Source organism: Flavobacterium fluviatile, assembly GCF_010645065.1.
GTDB lineage: Bacteria > Bacteroidota > Bacteroidia > Flavobacteriales > Flavobacteriaceae > Flavobacterium > Flavobacterium fluviatile.
The window spans coordinates 532,990-549,870 of sequence record NZ_JAADZW010000001.1; the positions used below are offsets into that span (position 1 = coordinate 532,990).

Annotated in this window: 16 protein-coding genes; 7 read left to right on the forward strand and 9 right to left on the reverse strand. The window is 34.2% G+C overall.

All coding sequences use genetic code 11. The annotated features are described in order from the left end of the window. Window position 1: 1 nt before the first annotated feature. Entirely contained in the window at window positions 2–1,165 is a 1,164-nt protein-coding gene (locus GXM17_RS01915) for an efflux RND transporter periplasmic adaptor subunit (RefSeq protein ID WP_163397593.1), read from the reverse strand. A 267-nt stretch (window positions 1,166–1,432) separates the two neighbouring features. On the opposite strand from GXM17_RS01915, the gene GXM17_RS01920 reads away from it, so the two are divergent. The 3 genes from GXM17_RS01920 to GXM17_RS21750 all read left to right on the forward strand — a co-directional run bounded on the left by GXM17_RS01920 (window position 1,433) and on the right by GXM17_RS21750 (window position 3,518). Then, on the forward strand, window positions 1,433–2,476 hold the full coding sequence (locus GXM17_RS01920; protein ID WP_163397594.1) for a sensor histidine kinase: 1,044 nt from the start codon (window positions 1,433–1,435) through the stop codon (window positions 2,474–2,476). Between the two features lie 2 nt (window positions 2,477–2,478). Next, entirely contained in the window at window positions 2,479–3,207 is a 729-nt protein-coding gene (locus GXM17_RS01925; RefSeq protein WP_167522104.1) for a LytR/AlgR family response regulator transcription factor, read from the forward strand. Window positions 3,208–3,347: 140 nt separating this feature from the next. Next, a complete protein-coding gene (locus GXM17_RS21750) occupies window positions 3,348–3,518 on the forward strand; it encodes a DUF3861 family protein (protein WP_244307329.1) in 171 nt (56 codons plus the stop codon). 55 nt (window positions 3,519–3,573) lie between these two features. On the opposite strand, the gene GXM17_RS01935 is transcribed toward GXM17_RS21750, so the two are convergent. Together GXM17_RS01935 and GXM17_RS01940 are read right to left on the reverse strand one after the other, a co-directional pair. Further along, window positions 3,574–4,185 (reverse strand): thioredoxin family protein, encoded by a 612-nt coding sequence (locus GXM17_RS01935; protein ID WP_163397595.1) that lies wholly within the window; start codon window positions 4,183–4,185, stop codon window positions 3,574–3,576. An 11-nt stretch (window positions 4,186–4,196) separates the two neighbouring features. Continuing rightward, on the reverse strand, window positions 4,197–4,676 hold the full coding sequence (locus GXM17_RS01940) for a TlpA family protein disulfide reductase (protein WP_163397596.1): 480 nt from the start codon (window positions 4,674–4,676) through the stop codon (window positions 4,197–4,199). Window positions 4,677–5,228: 552 nt separating this feature from the next. On the opposite strand from GXM17_RS01940, the gene GXM17_RS01945 reads away from it, so the two are divergent. The 4 genes from GXM17_RS01945 to GXM17_RS01960 all read left to right on the forward strand — a co-directional run bounded on the left by GXM17_RS01945 (window position 5,229) and on the right by GXM17_RS01960 (window position 9,187). Beyond that, window positions 5,229–6,599, forward strand: coding sequence for a GH1 family beta-glucosidase (locus GXM17_RS01945; protein ID WP_163397597.1), 1,371 nt, complete (start codon window positions 5,229–5,231; stop codon window positions 6,597–6,599). Window positions 6,600–6,674: 75 nt separating this feature from the next. Then, window positions 6,675–7,064 (forward strand): hypothetical protein, encoded by a 390-nt coding sequence (locus GXM17_RS01950; RefSeq protein ID WP_163397598.1) that lies wholly within the window; start codon window positions 6,675–6,677, stop codon window positions 7,062–7,064. Between the two features lie 230 nt (window positions 7,065–7,294). Then, window positions 7,295–8,416 carry a hypothetical protein gene (locus GXM17_RS01955; protein ID WP_163397599.1) on the forward strand — a complete coding sequence of 374 codons (1,122 nt, stop codon included), beginning with the start codon at window positions 7,295–7,297 and terminating at the stop codon, window positions 8,414–8,416. A gap of 9 nt (window positions 8,417–8,425) precedes the next feature. Further along, window positions 8,426–9,187: a porin family protein gene (locus tag GXM17_RS01960; protein ID WP_163397600.1), complete on the forward strand. Its 762-nt coding sequence runs from the start codon at window positions 8,426–8,428 to the stop codon at window positions 9,185–9,187. Between the two features lie 28 nt (window positions 9,188–9,215). Here GXM17_RS01960 and GXM17_RS01965 read toward each other — a convergent pair whose 3' ends face one another. The 6 genes from GXM17_RS01965 to GXM17_RS01990 form a co-directional block, all read right to left on the reverse strand. Next, on the reverse strand, window positions 9,216–10,379 hold the full coding sequence (locus GXM17_RS01965) for a BamA/TamA family outer membrane protein (RefSeq protein ID WP_163397601.1): 1,164 nt from the start codon (window positions 10,377–10,379) through the stop codon (window positions 9,216–9,218). Between the two features lie 116 nt (window positions 10,380–10,495). Continuing rightward, on the reverse strand, window positions 10,496–11,689 hold the full coding sequence (locus GXM17_RS01970) for a helix-turn-helix domain-containing protein (protein ID WP_163397602.1): 1,194 nt from the start codon (window positions 11,687–11,689) through the stop codon (window positions 10,496–10,498). 136 nt (window positions 11,690–11,825) lie between these two features. Continuing rightward, entirely contained in the window at window positions 11,826–12,407 is a 582-nt protein-coding gene (locus GXM17_RS01975) for a DUF4136 domain-containing protein (protein WP_163397603.1), read from the reverse strand. Window positions 12,408–12,937: 530 nt separating this feature from the next. Further along, window positions 12,938–13,783, reverse strand: coding sequence for a hypothetical protein (locus GXM17_RS01980; protein ID WP_163397604.1), 846 nt, complete (start codon window positions 13,781–13,783; stop codon window positions 12,938–12,940). A gap of 177 nt (window positions 13,784–13,960) precedes the next feature. After that, window positions 13,961–15,097 carry a DUF1254 domain-containing protein gene (locus tag GXM17_RS01985; protein WP_163397605.1) on the reverse strand — a complete coding sequence of 379 codons (1,137 nt, stop codon included), beginning with the start codon at window positions 15,095–15,097 and terminating at the stop codon, window positions 13,961–13,963. Window positions 15,098–15,114: 17 nt separating this feature from the next. Beyond that, entirely contained in the window at window positions 15,115–16,581 is a 1,467-nt protein-coding gene (locus tag GXM17_RS01990) for a DUF1254 domain-containing protein (protein ID WP_163397606.1), read from the reverse strand. Window positions 16,582–16,881 lie beyond the last annotated feature (300 nt).

Sequence of the window (16,881 nt, forward strand, 5' to 3'; positions counted from 1 at the left end):
TTTATTTTAAGTCTGCGTAAACAGTTTCAGCGTTTTGATTTTGAGTCTTAATTTCAGTACCGTCCTTTAGTGTGGCTACGCCTTCCAAAACAATCTGATCTCCTGCTTTTAAACCATTTGTAACCACATAATAATTTCCTGCATTGTTATCTAAAATGGTAATATTGGTGCTTTTTGTTTTACCGTCTTTTCCAACAGTAACAACAAAAAGTTTGTCCTGAAGTTCATACGTAGCACTTTGAGGTACAATAATGGCATTTTTAACATCATTCGGGATTCGGACAGTCGTACTGCTTCCGCTTCTGATGATGCTTCCTGGATTTGCAAAACGCGCTCTGAAAGTAACCGAACCTGTTTCTGTATTGATCAATCCGTTTACGGTTTCTATTCGTCCTTTTTCCGGATAAGCTGTACCATCAGAAAGCAATAATGAAACCGCAGGCATGTTTTGGATTTTTTGTGCCAGTGTAACTCCCGGGGCCTTGCTTTGTGTAAAGTCTAAAAGCTTCTTTTCATTGATAGCAAAGTAAGCATACACATTTCCAATACTGGAAACCGTAGTCAATGGCTCCGCAGTATTAGAACCAACCAAACTTCCTAAGCGAAAAGGAATTGAACCCACAACACCGTTTACCGGACTCGTAACCGTTGTATATCCTAAATTCGTTTTGGCATTCACGAGACTAGCATTTGCCTGAGCCAAAGACGCCATAGCTGATTCATATGTATATTGAGCAGACTCTAAATCGTATTTACTGATAATTCCTTTTTCAACCAATGGTCTTACTTTGTTAACTGCCAGTTTTGCAGCGCTAACTTCTGCCTGTGCGCTTTTGATGCTTGCCGTTGCAGTACGAACCTGCTGCTCATATTCCGGAGCACTGATTTTAAATAATGGCTGCCCTGCTTTTACCACGGCTCCTTCATCAACAAATATTTTATCGATGTAGCCTTCAACTCTCGGACGAATTTCTATATTTTGCTGTCCCTGAATACTCGCAGGATAGTCACTGTACAAAGTGGCAGATTGAGGCTGTAATGTCAGTGTTTTATACTCCTTAATTTGTGGTGCACCTCCGGCCTGAGCCGATTTATCATTTTTATTACCGCATGAAACGATAACAAGAAACGCTGCTAAAATGCTTAAAAATGATGGCTTATTCATTGTTAAAATGTGTAATTGTCTATTTATTTCTAAGCAAAATAACTAAAATAGAATACACAAAAAATTTACAATAGACGAAAAGCAAATGACAATCGATAGAGAAGACTTCACACCCGATGGATGTTTTTTAAAAATTAAACACTTGTTTAATTTAGTAATTGTCGGCTTTAAAATGGTTTTTAAAGACTGTAAACCTTATTTGGGCGATTGCTCCTTTATCATATTCAAATAAAATGTAATATTGTCATCATCTAACGAGAATTTATTATGGCTTCAAACTTCTACAGACCTTATTTATTTACAGGAATCCATATTCTTGGCTGGTTATTATTGGGGTTTACTATGCTGTTTTACATCCCTTTAGCATGGAATGTAGTTTTACCTTTCGCATTTTGGCTTTGGCAGATAATCATACTGATTTTACTAATTATTGTTTTTTATGCTAATGCTAAAATTATAGTACCAAGAACAATCATAAAAAACAATACTTCACCGTTTTTGCTATGGGCATTTCTGGCCATTTTTATCATGCAGATTATCGCATTTCTTTATACATCAGAAACGGACCTTCATAATAAAATCAGTGAAGTTTTAGGATTCAAAAAATACCGAAATCCTTATTTTGACAATTATGTTCTTACCCTTACCCTCCTGGTTTTAGGAATCAGTACCAGCTGGTCTATGCTGCAATACTGGCAAAAAGCCGCTCAGCACAAACAAAAACTGGAACAGGACAAAACCATGGCAGAACTCGCAATGCTGAAGGCTCAGATTAATCCGCACTTTTTTTTCAATTCGCTAAACAGCATTTACTCGCTTACTTATACAGATATTGAAGATTCAAGAAACGCACTTCACACTTTAAGCCGAATGATGCGTTACCTGCTTTACAGTACAGAAGAAACTACGACATTGCTCAAAGAAGCTGATTTTATGAAGGATTTTATTGCGTTAATGAAACTTCGTGCCAATAGTAAATTAACGATTACAACTGATATTCCCGAAAAAATACAGGATTACCCGATTGTTCCGATGTTATTATTACCTTTAGTAGAAAATGCATTCAAGCATGGAATTCATGCAACTGATAAAAGTGAAATTCACATCAGACTCAGACAGAACGGAAGCCATCTTGAATTTGAAGTTGAGAATACGTATTTTGAGAAATCTGCCATTTCAGATGTGGGTGGAATCGGTTTAACGAATACCAAACGAAGACTTCACTTAATCTACCCGCACAAACATACTTTAGTGGCTGGTATTGCTACTAATGGTAAATACAATGTAAAACTCGAATTAAATTTAGCATAATCATGGTATTAAAATGTATAGCAGTCGATGACGAACCTCTTGCATTAAAGCTTGTAGAAACTTTTATTGCTCAGACTCCTTTTCTGGAATTGGCGGCTAGCTGCGATAATGCCGTTGAGGCAATGAGTTTAATTCGGGAAAAACAGCCTGATCTTGTCTTTCTCGATATCAATATGCCCAATCTTACCGGGATGGAACTCGCAAGACTTTTACAGGAACATCAGGGGCCAACGCCAAAAATTGTGTTTACAACCGCTTATAATCACTATGCAATTGAAGGTTATAAGGTAAATGCAGTGGATTATCTTTTAAAACCTTTTAGTTATGAAGAATTTCTCCGCGCTGCCAATAAAGTGCTCCAAATCGCTGAAGAAGCTTCAAATCAATACCAATCCATAGCGACAGATGATGAGTTTTTTTTCTTAAAGGTTGAATACCAATGGGTACGAATTTCTTTCAAAGATGTTTTGTATATCGAAAGTTTAAAAGACTATGTAAAAGTGCATCTCGTTGACTCTCAAAAAACTGTTCTTTCTCTAATTTCCCTAAAAGCTTTGGAAGAAAAACTACCATCAGCAAAATTTATGAGAATTCACCGGTCGTTCATTGTTTCACTGGATAAAATAAATGCGATTACCAAAAATTCTGTTTTAATTGGCAAAACAGAAATAACAGTTGGTGAGCAATACAAAGAAGCCTTTAAAATCATTGTTGACAGATGGTTAAAATAAAAAACAGAATAAATTATTATGGAAAAAAAAACAAACAAATATTACCTCACTTTAAGTCTTAAGGAATATGCAAATGGGGAAACACAACCGCAAAAGAACTCGGAATAGAGTTTAGCAATCACGACGAGATTTTTGGAATCATTCAAAAAATAAAAGACAAAAACATATTTGACGACCCGTCTGAAGCAACTCAGTTTGCATTGGGGTTAAAATTGTTCAGCGAGATAAAACTTAAACACCGTAAAAATCCAATGTTTGATGAGTTGAATGAAGTGTTTCCGGTCTTTATGAAAAAACTAAAAAGCATGTAAAAAACAAAAGCGCCTCGATATGAGACGCTTTTGTTTTTTACATGCTAACTTAAAATTAAGCTTTCGCTTTTCTTTTTACAGTACAGCCAATTTCTTTTGTTTGGGTAATAGCCGGTTTTTGATTGTTTTTTAAGGCAGTAATAACATCTTCGGCATATTTTACTTTTTCAGTTTTATTCCCCTCCGGATCATTATCGATTGCACCAACATATTCTACAACATTCCCTTTTGAAGTTTTAGAAATGATAAAAATGTGAGGTGTACGCTTTGCACCAAACTGATCAGTCACTTTTTGACCTGCATCAAACAGATACGGAAAAGGATATTTTTTTTGTTTTGCTAAATCCTGCATTTTAACAAATGTATCGTCTGGCTGCGCTTCAGGATCATTTGGGTTAATAGCGATTACAGGATATCCCTGTGGTCTGAATTTATTATCTAAATCGATAATTCTCTGCTCATACGCAACTGCATACGGACACGTATTGCAGGTAAAAACAACGATGTAACCTTTTGCTTTAGGATAACTTGCAAAAGAAACGTCTTTTCCATCTACATTTTTTAATTTAAAATCAGGTGCTGCATCTCCGGCTTTAAGCGTAGTTGTCTGCGCCTGAGAAAATAAGGCAGAAAATGCCAATACTAATAAAAGAATTATTTTTTTCATGGTTTAATAGTTTACAGTTTTTTATATTCAGTTAATAAGTGTTCGTAAGTAAATTCACTTTCGACAAATTTTCGTTTATCTCCCCTGATAAAAATTGTTGCCGGAATGCTTCCTGACCATGAAGGATCTATTCGGTCTATGTATTCCTGAGGGCTGCTTTCGTTTAATAAAAAAACTTCACTTTTAAGGTTTTTCTTTTTTACAAAAGGCACAACAGCTGAGCTTAGTTTAGATTTAAAATCGACACTTATCAATAATACAACCAGTTTATCCGACTTATATTCTGCCCCCAGTTCTTCAAAATGTGGAAGCTCTTTGATACATGGCGCACACCAGGTAGCCCAAAAATTAACAACATAAGTGCTGTCTTTACCGGACTTTATTCTTTCATTCAACTGATCGATATTTATCAGTTTTACATTTTGGCTATAAGCTGTAAATGAAAAAGCCAGAAAAAGAAAAACATATATTGTAAAAAAGTGTGGTCTCATGAATTGCTAACTTTTATTTTTTGTCATACAAATATAAATTAATGAAGCTTTGCCTATTGTTAATAAAAGTTAAATACTAAGTTCTTCAAATGTTAAACAAATTATTTGGTTATTTAATCATTTAATTATAAGTACTTTATCTCATTTTTATTAAATTTAACATTCAAATCTTAAAGAGATTTACATTCACAAAATCCTTTCTTAACTGTTTTGTCATTCATAAATTTAGAAAAATGAAAAACTTAATCTTATCTGTCGCTTTTGCTTATTGAACTTCTTTCCGGATGTTTATGACCGAGATATACCTTTGAACAATTTCTTGTTTCCGGATGATAATTCTTTCAAAGTACAACCTATTAAATAAAACAGTTAACTATTTGATAACAATTAAGTTACAACCATTTTATATTTAATTGCTTAATTTGAATAAAACAAATAGTTATGAAATTCTTCAGTCTAAAATTTTTGGTTTCAATCAAAGAATGGTTATTTCTCAGAGCCATGCACTCATCCTTTATTCATTAATTTTCAAAATAAAGAAAATACATTTGAATGAATAAATTAGAGAAGTCATTTTTAAATAAAGACCAATTTGGTCAGGATTTTCTTTGGGGTGTTTCGACTGCCGCCTTTCAAATAGAAGGCGCACATGACGCAGACGGAAAAGGCCCTTCAATATGGGATGTTTTTACTACTCAAAAGGGTAAAATTAAAAATGGCCATCATGCTGTAAATGCATGTAATTTTTATAATTGTTATAAAGATGACATACATTTAATCCGACAGCTAAATATTCCAAATTTCAGATTTTCAATTAGCTGGTCCCGCATTATGCCTACTGGTGTCCAGCCAGTCAATCAGGCCGGAATAGAATACTATAATAAAATAATCGATTTTTTACTGGAATGCAATATTGAACCCTGGGTTACACTATACCACTGGGACTTACCGCATGCTCTTGAAGTAAAAGGCGGATGGACAAACAGAGAGTGTGTTTCCTGGTTTTCTGATTATGCAGAAGTATGTGTCCAGCATTTTGGTGATCGGGTAAAAAACTGGATGGTCATGAACGAACCTTCTGTTTTTACCGGTGCAGGATATTTTCTTGGTATTCATGCCCCTGGAAAAAAAGGCATTACAAATTATATAAAAGCTATACACCACGTTACATTAGCAACTGCTGCAGGTGCAAAAAAATTAAGAAAACATATACCTGATGCCAATATTGGTACTACCTTTTCGTGTACTCACATCGAACCATTCACAGAGAAATCAGCAGATGTCCAGGCTGCTAAACGTGTTGATACCTTATTGAACAGAACTTTCATAGAACCAGTTTTAGGGCTTGGATATCCACAGCAAGATCTTCCTGTTCTTAAAAAACTAAACAATTACATCCAGGGTGATGATCTTAACAATTTAGCTTTTGACTTTGATTTTATAGGACTCCAGTGCTATACACGAGAGATTGTTAAATCGTCTTTGCTTACTCCTTATATCGGTGCTGAACTGGTAAGTGCCGAAAAAAGAAATGTTATATCGACTGAAATGGGCTGGGAAATTTACCCTCCGGCGCTTTACCACATTCTTCAAAAATTTAATTCATACGATGGAATAAAAAAAATTATTGTTACCGAAAACGGAGCTGCATTTCACGATACCGTTATAAACGGTAAAATATTCGATATCAAACGAACTCATTATATACAAGATCATTTAGAGCAATTACTTAAAGCAAAACAGGAAGGTTGTAAAGTAGATGGTTATTTTGTCTGGAGTCTTACAGATAATTTTGAATGGGCAGAAGGATACAATGCAAGATTCGGATTAGTACATGTTGATTTTAAAACACAAAAAAGAACTATCAAACAATCCGGAATCTGGTTTAGGGATTTCTTAGAAGATAGTACACAAATTATGTAATCTGTATATTGAATTATATAAGACAAAATTTTTACTTCATTCTTAAATTTATTACTGAACCTTAAAAAAGGATGAATGGATACAACGACACAAATATTCTGGCTTTTTATTCTTGCCATCCCCATTGCCTGTATTAGTTGGACAGTTACTCACGAAGAAGTATTTAGGGAGCCGAGGGAATGGTGTATTTACCGTTCTCAGAACGGAAAGAAACTTTTAAAGAGAAAATTTTTCTATCTCTTCACTTGCGAGTATTGCTTTAGCCACTATATCACACTATTTTTTTTACTCTTTTGCGATTTCAGGCTTTTATTATCAGACTGGAGAGGGTATGTAATTGCAGGTTTTTCACTCGTCTTTTTAGCTAATGTGTATATGAGTTTTTTTGCATTATTGAGGCAAACGATCAAAAAAGAAAAAGTCGAAATTAAAAAAATTGAGACAGACACCAACGAATCTCAGTAATTTAAAGCTTAAACAACTGTAATACAAATGTTTATATATTATATTTTTTTAAATTAATGCTTTCATCATAATTAGGAAAGAAATCTAAAAAACATTTTTTTTAATCAGTTTTTTTAACGTAATTTTAGCATATACGGAACCAATCTGTTTTTAACGTCCTAAAAATAAGAAGATTAAAATTTTTTAGATTACCAGCCCTTTATTTAAATATTCATTTTAAAAAAAGAATTATGAAAGTAAGTAAATTGATGTTTTTCGTTTTTTTCATTTTCACATTTCAAACTTTTTCACAAGTTTACAGCGATAAGATAGTCGGAAAAAAAAATGAAGAAATTATAGATAGTCTTAAGATTGAAAAATATCCTTATGCATTACCAATATGGGGAGAAAAAGTTGCTCAGAAAGGCTATAAACTTCCTTATTCTGCCGGAGTGTCGGTAAACTATTTTTGGCAGGAATCTGAAATTGTGATTAATGATTTGGAAGTAGGTTTTAATAATGGACCAAAATATAACTTAGATGAAATTGTTCGATTTGACAAATCTACCGTTGAAGCAGGTGCACTTACTATCAGACCAGATATATGGCTGCTCCCTTTTTTGAATATTTATGGAATTTTTGGAAAGGCAAACACTGGAACTAAAATTAATGCCGGAATATATGTTCCCGATGCAGATAATAATTGGTCACAAATTGTAAGTTTTGGCACCAAGGCTAGTTTCGAAGCTACTACTTTTGGTCTTGGTATGACACCAACAATTGGTATTGGAGGCGGCTGGTTTGCACTTGATATGAATATGGCTTGGACGGATATTAGTTCTCTGGACAAACCTGCTTTCTCTTACGTTTTTGGACCAAGGTTAGGTAAAACTTTTAAATTACGTAATCCGGAAAGAAATATTACCGGATGGGTAGGTGGTTTTAGAGTACATATATCGGGTGATACTAATGGAAACCTACCATTATCAGATCTCTTTGATTTGAGTACCGCTCAGGAAAAAGTAGACAGCGGATTTGAAAAAATAGCCGAAAATCAAACAAAAGTTGATAATTGGTGGGAAGGTCTAACGCCAGCCGAACAAAAAAAACCCGGAAATGTTGCCAAGCATAATACTGCTAACAGAGCTTTAGAAAGTGCTGGGAATATTTTGGCCTCATTAGATGGGGCACTAAGTACGGCCGAATCCTCATCAATACAATACTCACTCCAAAAAAGACCTAAAGATATGTGGAATTTCATTGTAGGATCGCAATTTCAGTACAATAAACACTTAATGTTTCGTGCCGAATGTGGTTTTTTAGGAAGCCGTACACAAGTATTAGGAAGTTTACAATACCGTTTTGGACTTTAATCCAGTTATATGAAAAAAACTCTATTATTAATTGTTTCTTGCTTTTGGTTTGCTTCGGCACAATCGCAGGTTTTGATTTCCTTGCTTTTTGGAGATAAACTTAATTCTCCTTTTTTAGAATTTGGTCTGGAAGGCGGGGCTAATTTTTCAACTATTTCCAATCAGGAAACTTCCGGCACTAATGTTGGATTCAATCTCGGATTTTATTTTGATTTCAAATCAAAAAAAAATCCGGCATGGATGCTCAATACTGGCGTTATTGTTAAATCCCCTATGGGTGCAAAAGGCATTCCTTTATATTCTTTAAATAATGAAGATTTAGACAATACCTTTGCAGGAGGAAGCATTGACCGGGAAATTCGTTATTTTAATGTTCCTATTCTGATCAAATATCAGTTTAAAAATAACATTTATCTGAAAGCCGGTCCCCAATTAGGATTATTAGCCAAAGCTTTTGATAAATTTACTAAAGAAGTTAATGATGAAGATGTCATTTATAAAAATAACATCAGAGATAAAATACATGTTATAGATGCCGGTATAGCTATTGGGACCGGTTACCATATGAATGTTGGAAATGGCCTGAACGTAACAGTACAATATTACTACGGATTAGTTCCTTTAATGAAAGGAGATTCAGGTTCGAAACAATATAACAGATCATTGTATCTGACAGCAGGAATTCCTATAGGAAAAGGAAAAGCTGCTAAAAAAAGAGCTGAAAAAGAAACATTAGAAAATAGGGTTATTCTTCCTGAAGAAGAGCAATAATCAGCTTAAAAGTAAAACATTAACGTAATTAACGCAACCAATTACTTCCAAAAACAATATAATATGCCCAATCCTCAGGACCCCTTGCTACATCTACTCCCATTCTGAGTCTGAATTTCCTAGCCAGTAAATATCTAAAACCTGACCCATAATTATATACAGCCGGTTTAGCAAAAGCCTCATCCCAATCATTAAAAGCACTTGCCAAACCACCGTATCCCATAAGGCTCCACCTTCTGTACAAATCCCATCTCAATTCGACTTCAGTTACAATACTTGTTTTTCCCTGATATCTCGCGGCAGGAATTCCTCTTAAATTTATACCAGGCAAAAGATAGAATGGCGGGCTTCCAAAAGCTTGTTCTCCTTCAAGCCTTAAACCTCCAATTAATTTCTTTGATATGGGATAATAACCAATAGCAGATAAATTGACACGCCAGGCATCATAATCGCTCCCAATTGCACCATCTGACCAAAAGAAATCAGACTGTATCCGAATTCCTTTATCAGGCGTAAAAATATTATCACGACCATCAAACTGAATAGCCCCTCCTAATTGACTTACCAAACTATTGATATCATCCGGCTTAACAAAAGAAGGTGGAAGATTTAGGTTTAAATCCGGCAACCTTATATCAGAATTTAAAAATAAATATTGCGGACCGGCACTCCATTTTGCATTTCTAAACTGTTTTAACCATTGGGTATAAAAAATTGTGGATTTAAAATTAAGTTTAAATTCCTTGTCATTTCCATTAGGTAAATTTTCATAAAAAGACAGGTTCATATTTCCATAACCAGCCATTACACGATATAAAATTCTTGGTTTTATCAAAGAACCGGAACGAAACGCACCTGCCATCCAGCTTTTGTTTCCGGTATACATTCCGATGCCTCCTGTTATATCGGGGTTTATAAATCTTTTTTTTCCATTTTCATCAATAACCGGAGCATGCTTTTTTAGAAAAACCGGTACAATGGCGCCTCCAATTCCGCCTAAAGCTGGTTCGGTAATTATGGTTGGAACAACAATAAAGCCATGTGCATAAATAATGTAATCACTCAAATCGATTGCGCCGTCTATAGAATCTTTTAAGCTTATCCGTTGTTTTTGCCCTATCATTTCATTTTGAGATAAAAGAAAAAGAACAAATGCGAGAGCTACTTTGCGGAAGAGTTTTGTGTTGTTCATAGTTGAATGTGAATCTAACTATTTTAACTAATTTATTTTAAGCGGACAGATCAGATAAAACTTCCATTAATGTATGCTAATGAATAAAAGACATCTATACGCTGTATAGTACGAAATCAGCTTTGAATAAAATAATTTGCTGTTTCAGGATTTTGCCTGATTACTTTAAAATATTCTGATGGTGATTTTCCTGTATGTTTTATAAAAGCCCTGAAGCAAGTAGTTCTTGATTTAAAACCCGATCCCCAGGCCATCCCTTCAAGTGATAAATCTTTCCACTCAGGGTCATTAATTTTTTCATTAAAGTATTCAATTCTTTTAAGATTTACGAAATCCTGAAAATGAAGATTGAATTCTGAATTAATCAAATTAGAAAGATGGTGTACAGATATTCCGGTTTCATCCGAAAGATCACGAATTACAAAGTCTTTTTTCAAATAAAGCTTTTTATCAGAAAAAACTTTATTTAATTTTACTATATATTCTTCTCTTTTTTCAGGCGTTAATTCCTTAATTACCGGTTGAATGTTCTTGCTTTTTTTAGTTGCTTTTATCGTTTGAAACTCTTCTTTTATAAAATCAGAATTATCAATTGAATCATCACTAGAATCATAAAACACTTGCGGCTTAAAATAGAGCCAGCCCACAGTAAAAATAAGGACTGATGATATCAAAATATAACATGAAAAATCTACTTCGTCAATTTGGCTAATTAGAAAATAATGTAAAAAAAGTGTTGAAAACAAAAACAACAGCACTAAATTATAGACTCTTATCCATCCTACTATTTTGGTTTTGTAAGAGTAGTTTTTTTCAAATTTCTTTAAATCATAATTTAGAATCATCATAGTCTGACAAAAAGCATACATCAGCCAAACCGTAAGGCTCAGCATTGAAAAAGGACTGTCAATTTGTTCAGATAGAAGATTGATGATCTGTAATTCAAAATAATTTCCAATCCATACAAAAATTGTTAAACCAAAATAGATAAGAAAAGGCAAGAAATGCAGCCAGTCGTATTTCTTAAATAACTGATCGGTAAACAAAGTATTTCTAATGTACAAAAAAGCAGATGGAGCAACTAAAAAAATAAAGGATTTGGTAATGGTAAATAAGCTGGGCAAATGCTTAAAAGTATTTGCTGATAAATAAAAATTATATATACTTGTTACTGCCAGGCTAAACAAAAATAATCCTAAAAAAAAGCTTTTAGAATAATAATTTTTTTTTGAAAAAAGCACTATAAACGAAGTTGCAAAACCAACTATTATCGCTAAAAAAAAGAAAAGTGAAAGTAGAATATCAATCATAACGCCTAATTTATTTTTAAATATTTCTTTTTGTTTTTAAGATTAAAAAAGAATCAATCTTCAATTATCAATCAAACAAATAATATAATTATCAATACAGATAAGTACATTTAGCCCTTCATCAAAACTGTATAAACTATTTTTTTTCTGTACCCGGCGGAAACCCTTCCAGAATTTTTTTGATGGCACCACTTATAAATTCTTCAGGATTATCAGGTTTACTATCAATTTCGGCATTTCCAATTCCCTGCCAGACCAATTTATCTGTTTTAGCAGATACAATGTCAATTATTAGAGAGCCATCAACATAATCGTATGAATTAAATGTTGTAGAACCGCCACCCATCATGGCTCCTCCGCCCCAATATCCATATGGACGGTACATACCACCGTAGCCGTAGAAATTAGTATCAGCTGTAACTTGCGTTTTGTTTTTTAATATAGAAACAGCATTCACTTTCAAATCCGGATTAGAAGTTGATTCCGTAAAGCCTTTAGCAGTCATTTCGGCACGTATTGCTTTTGCGACCCTATCAACATTTAATTGGTTTACCTGGCCTTGCTGTGCTTTTAAATCATATACGGCAAAAGTCCTGAATTCACCGAAGTTAGTTGCGTGGTCATAATCATTTGTAACTTTTACTGTTGGAGAACAGCTAAAAATCAGTCCCAAAAAAAAGATTGGAATTATTCGGAGATTTTTTCTTTTAATATTCATTTTTTGTTGTTTTTTAAATTAGTAATTAAATTTAGTTTAACGTGAAATTATTAAAATTGTAGTAAATCCGGAATGAACAAAAAATAAAGATAAACAGTTGTTAAATTATACAATATACTGTATAACAAAAGCTTACACTACTATCAAAGATAAATATTTTTGTTTGAAGAGCAATAAAAAAATGTTAAAATTCTTACTTAATGTATCATAAAAATAACTTTCAATGTTATTTAACATTTGAATTTCACAAATAACCCATTGGGTGAAATTGATTAAAAAATTGATTCGCTTATAAAAAGTATAAAATCGGGAGTAAAACTTCATTTATAACTTAAGGAATTGATGTCATCCTGAGCGTAGTCGAAGGCTTTTGAACACGAAAGGGCTTCGACTAAGTTTATCCTGAGCGAAGCCGAATGGACTCAGCCTGACACTTATTTTTAATTTCCCCAATGGGTTCACAAATAATATAAATGTTTAAAAATGCTGATACGAAAGAGAAGCTAAAAAATTCTAAGCGATGTAGTTTTTTAATCAAAAATTACTTGTAATTGAAGTATAAATTCCCAATTACCCAGATAATCAGGTTTCACTGTATTATATAATATTTGACCGGTCCCACAGTAAAATTTTTTTCCCATTTTAAAAGTTTTTCCAGCTCCGCCACCAAGAGGCACTTGCCATTGTTGGTTTCTTTCGGCTAACCAATTGGAAACTATTGAAGCATTACTTAATGCGAACCATCCCTGATTAAAATTGTAGTAAACGAAATACTGTAAGTTAAATAAGTTAACTTTATTCGCGCCGCTTCCACCAAGAGACCAATAATTTTGTATAACACCTCCGCCAGAAATTTTTTCACCCGTAAGATAAATTAGTGCCGATGGTCCCATACTAACTCTATTCGAACCCAGGATTGATTCTGTTCTTGTAGGCAGCTGAATTGCAGGTCCTACTCCCCAAACTACATTGCCCCTTTTCTTTACAGGACTAAAATAGCCATTGAACAGTATATTACCCAAACCCGTTGCTTCACCAGTGCTCTCTGATAATTTTGGAATGTGCTGAATAGGTATAATAGTATAAGTCATTAATCTGATATCTTCAGATATTCTAAATGGCCAAACAGGCTGAATACTGTAAGATTGAAAAGTGCCATCACCTGTATCAGGAATGAGTACAGCCTGACCATAAATACTTCTTAGCCCTTCAACAGGATTTTGTCTTTTTTTATTCATCTCTTCCACAGAAGAATCTTTTGTATCCTCCTGTGAAAAAGATAAAAATGAAATTAATAATAAAAAGATTGCTAAAGGTATTTTCATTTTGCTCAATTCTACTTTCCTTTTTTCAGTTGTGATGATTAATAAGTTCATTGTATTACAGATTCTTCAGGAAAATAAAATCTGGTACAAACAGAGAAAGTCTTTTAAGTATTATTTAAACCAATTTGGGCATTTATTTTTTATTAATCGATAAGTACTAAGAGTAGAAGCATGAAAAATGCAACTCTATCACTTAGTTGTTTTTGTTGTTTTAAAGCCTAAAAACAATTATTCAATAATTAGCCTACCATTGTATTTTTTCAGATATTCATCTATTGATTTTTTACTTTCGGGAACGTACGCACGAAGCAAAGCGGTGAATGGAGCCGGTGTGTTTAAATTATTTTTTTTGCCAGGCGTATTAAAATAAATGGTGTAAGTTCCGTCAGGATTTGGTGTTGCCGTTGTATTGGAAATAGCCGCTTCATCTTTGCCTAACCATCCATCTGCGGTATAAGTGGTAATCGACCAAAAACCACCTCTTTTCAAATCAATTTTTGGTGGCATAAAAGTTATGCTGGAAGGAATTGCTTTTCCATTTTCTACCTTCGAATCGTTTACCAAATCCAAGTAACCAGCATCTTCAAGAGGCAAACCGCCCCAGCCATAAGCTGTAGCGTACAAATGACCCTGCGGATCGGTATTAAATGGTGTTCCCATTATGTTTGAAGTGTTTTTTAAAAGGCTTTTTGATAAATCATCCAAAAGCGCCAAACGGATTGCTTCTGTTTGTTTTAGAGGAATAACAATATCTGGGGTTTTATAGGGATTGCTCGATTTTGCATTAATAGTTGACAATCGTTGTTTTTCCTGTAATTCTTTTAAACCGGCTTCGTCATTTGTTTTTTTACGAATCCTCATATTCAGATACACATGCGTACCGTAGGTTAAATGGGCAGGTGTAACGGTAAATGTTTCACCTGGATACAAGGTTTTGACTGTATAATTTTGCATATCCAAAATTTGAATCACATGATAAAAATCGCCTTTTGGCACCGAAATCGTAGCTCCTTGACTGGCATCTACTACCGCACTGGAATACACCACATCAAGATTTTCCCGAATTACCTGTTGTGTTTTCACATTACTGAGATCCGGTTTATGTGACCACTGGTTGACAGGTGCTGTCTTTAAACTTCTTAAAAAGTTAAAATCCCCTTCAGATACTTTATAAACATATTCGGCAGTATTAAAATCTGCTGGCGTATGCTGACCATTTTTTAAATGAGAGGGCGGTAAAGTATCATTTGCTGGTTTATCACTTGTAGTTTCAGTAGCAACGGTATCTTTTTTTTTCTGTTCACAACTCATAAAAGTTAATGCTGCCAAACTCATTGCACAAAATGTTTTGTTTGTTAATTTCATAATTTTCCTTTATTAAATTAATTCGTTTTTTTAATCAATGGCGGAGTCCAGGTACCTTTGTAAATGGCTTCTTTAGGGCCATAAGCTCTGATGTATAATGAGAATACACCACTTTTTGGAGAAGGCAGCCAGTTATTTTTTAATTTTCCTTTTGGAACATCTGGCTGTACATAAATGGTTAAACTACCATCGGAATTATAAACCAAATCTTTATTTTTGGTTCCTAATGAAAAACGATTAATTTCGTTGGGATAAAAGAAATGCTGTTCGTTATAAAGAGTTAAAGACCAGAATCCGTTTACGGGTGGTGTTTCTCCTTTTTTAAAAGTTACTTCATAGCTTTTTCCCCCAGTTAGTCGTCCTTTACTCGAATCAAAATCGTTTCCAAAATACATGGTTTCGAACGGAATATTAGAGAACATATTCCCTTTGGCAGTTGCGGTACGCTGGAAATAACCGTAACCGAACTCGGCAGCATTTTTTTGGGTACGCCAGCCATTACCAGCCTCAACACCATTATTTCTAAATTCGAACATCGGGTTGATAATTTCTTTTTCGGTCTCAACCGCAACATCTACTAAAGCTTTTTGTAATTCAGGATTGTCTTTTGCAGCATCCAAAACTTGTTTGATCCAGGCATACATTGCTTCTTCACCCGGAAGAGCAGGAACTTCTTCCATTACAACAGGCAATTGTTCGAAGAATTTTTCCGGAACTACCCAGGCCGTTTCTCCTTTACTTCCTGCATTTGGATCCGGAATTGTTTTGGTTTCTGTCCAGTTTATAGTTTGCATTTTACCCGTGAAATCGGTAGCAGGATATTGTACAATCTGATTGATTAGCTTCTGAATGTCTTTTTTATCTTGTGGAGTATCGTCCATAAAGACACGAGGGAAAATAGCCCCAATATTAGTTGGCGATTTGTAAACGGCTTCAACTCCTGCCGGTTTTTCCCCTTTCCAATCGGGACCTACGAACATGTAAAAACCGGGTTTGGTATTGTACATGCTTCCTACCGTTGCAAAAGAATTAGATCGCTGATCTACAATTTGATATACCCAAAAACGGTTTCCGAAATCTGGAATTTGAATAATAACCGCAGGATCTTTTTTAAAGTTCAAAAAACCAAGTCCATACACCACATCCTGGTTGGGACTGGTAATAAAACGTTGTTCTGGTGCAAGATAATCGTGCAACATAGTATTTTGATTACTTGGGGCAACAGGTAAAACTCCTCCCATATAGCCCCGATAAGGAGACTTACCCCCAATCTGAGCTTCACGATTGTGCATATTGACTAACGGCCATCCCCATATATAGGCCATTTTTCCAACAGCCTGTACATATTCTTTAGACAATGGCGCACCCGGTATTGGCGCTTTTACTTCAGAAGATTTTGTGGGTTGTAAAACTTGCCCTCCATGTTGGGCAAAAGTGTTTATAAATGCTATAAGAAACATCGGTAAAACGAATAATCTTTTCATAGTTTGAAATTTATGATTAATTAATATTTATCTGCAATATCATATTTACCTCCCGGCTAATTCTGTTCATATAAAAACAGCTCCCGAAGTACTTTACAAATGTTTTATAACTGATATCAGAGTTCAGTCAAACGGTAAATTCAAATTCTGTCAATTATTATTTGAATTATTATCTTTAACCCGTTGGGTGAAATTATTTTTTTTTTAATTCTATTGCATCAACTTAGATATAAATCTGTCTAAATCTTCTTTAATCTGTGTAAATCTGCGTGAAAAATTAATAATCCAAAAGTATTTCAC

What these genes read in the sequence shown, in the direction of transcription:
- GXM17_RS01970 (WP_163397602.1), bottom strand. Translation starts at nt 11,689, where the DNA reads ATGATTGATATTCTACTTTCACTTTTCTTTTTTTTAGCGATAATAGTT.
- GXM17_RS01975 (WP_163397603.1), bottom strand. Translation starts at nt 12,407, where the DNA reads ATGAATATTAAAAGAAAAAATCTCCGAATAATTCCAATCTTTTTTTTG.
- GXM17_RS01940 (WP_163397596.1), bottom strand. Translation starts at nt 4,676, where the DNA reads ATGAGACCACACTTTTTTACAATATATGTTTTTCTTTTTCTGGCTTTT.
- GXM17_RS01980 (WP_163397604.1), bottom strand. Translation starts at nt 13,783, where the DNA reads ATGAACTTATTAATCATCACAACTGAAAAAAGGAAAGTAGAATTGAGC.
- GXM17_RS01955 (WP_163397599.1), top strand. Translation starts at nt 7,295, where the DNA reads ATGAAAGTAAGTAAATTGATGTTTTTCGTTTTTTTCATTTTCACATTT.
- GXM17_RS01985 (WP_163397605.1), bottom strand. Translation starts at nt 15,097, where the DNA reads ATGAAATTAACAAACAAAACATTTTGTGCAATGAGTTTGGCAGCATTA.
- GXM17_RS01920 (WP_163397594.1), top strand. Translation starts at nt 1,433, where the DNA reads ATGGCTTCAAACTTCTACAGACCTTATTTATTTACAGGAATCCATATT.
- GXM17_RS01965 (WP_163397601.1), bottom strand. Translation starts at nt 10,379, where the DNA reads ATGAACAACACAAAACTCTTCCGCAAAGTAGCTCTCGCATTTGTTCTT.
- GXM17_RS01990 (WP_163397606.1), bottom strand. Translation starts at nt 16,581, where the DNA reads ATGAAAAGATTATTCGTTTTACCGATGTTTCTTATAGCATTTATAAAC.
- GXM17_RS01950 (WP_163397598.1), top strand. Translation starts at nt 6,675, where the DNA reads ATGGATACAACGACACAAATATTCTGGCTTTTTATTCTTGCCATCCCC.
- GXM17_RS01945 (WP_163397597.1), top strand. Translation starts at nt 5,229, where the DNA reads ATGAATAAATTAGAGAAGTCATTTTTAAATAAAGACCAATTTGGTCAG.
- GXM17_RS01915 (WP_163397593.1), bottom strand. Translation starts at nt 1,165, where the DNA reads ATGAATAAGCCATCATTTTTAAGCATTTTAGCAGCGTTTCTTGTTATC.
- GXM17_RS01960 (WP_163397600.1), top strand. Translation starts at nt 8,426, where the DNA reads ATGAAAAAAACTCTATTATTAATTGTTTCTTGCTTTTGGTTTGCTTCG.
- GXM17_RS01925 (WP_167522104.1), top strand. Translation starts at nt 2,479, where the DNA reads ATGGTATTAAAATGTATAGCAGTCGATGACGAACCTCTTGCATTAAAG.
- GXM17_RS01935 (WP_163397595.1), bottom strand. Translation starts at nt 4,185, where the DNA reads ATGAAAAAAATAATTCTTTTATTAGTATTGGCATTTTCTGCCTTATTT.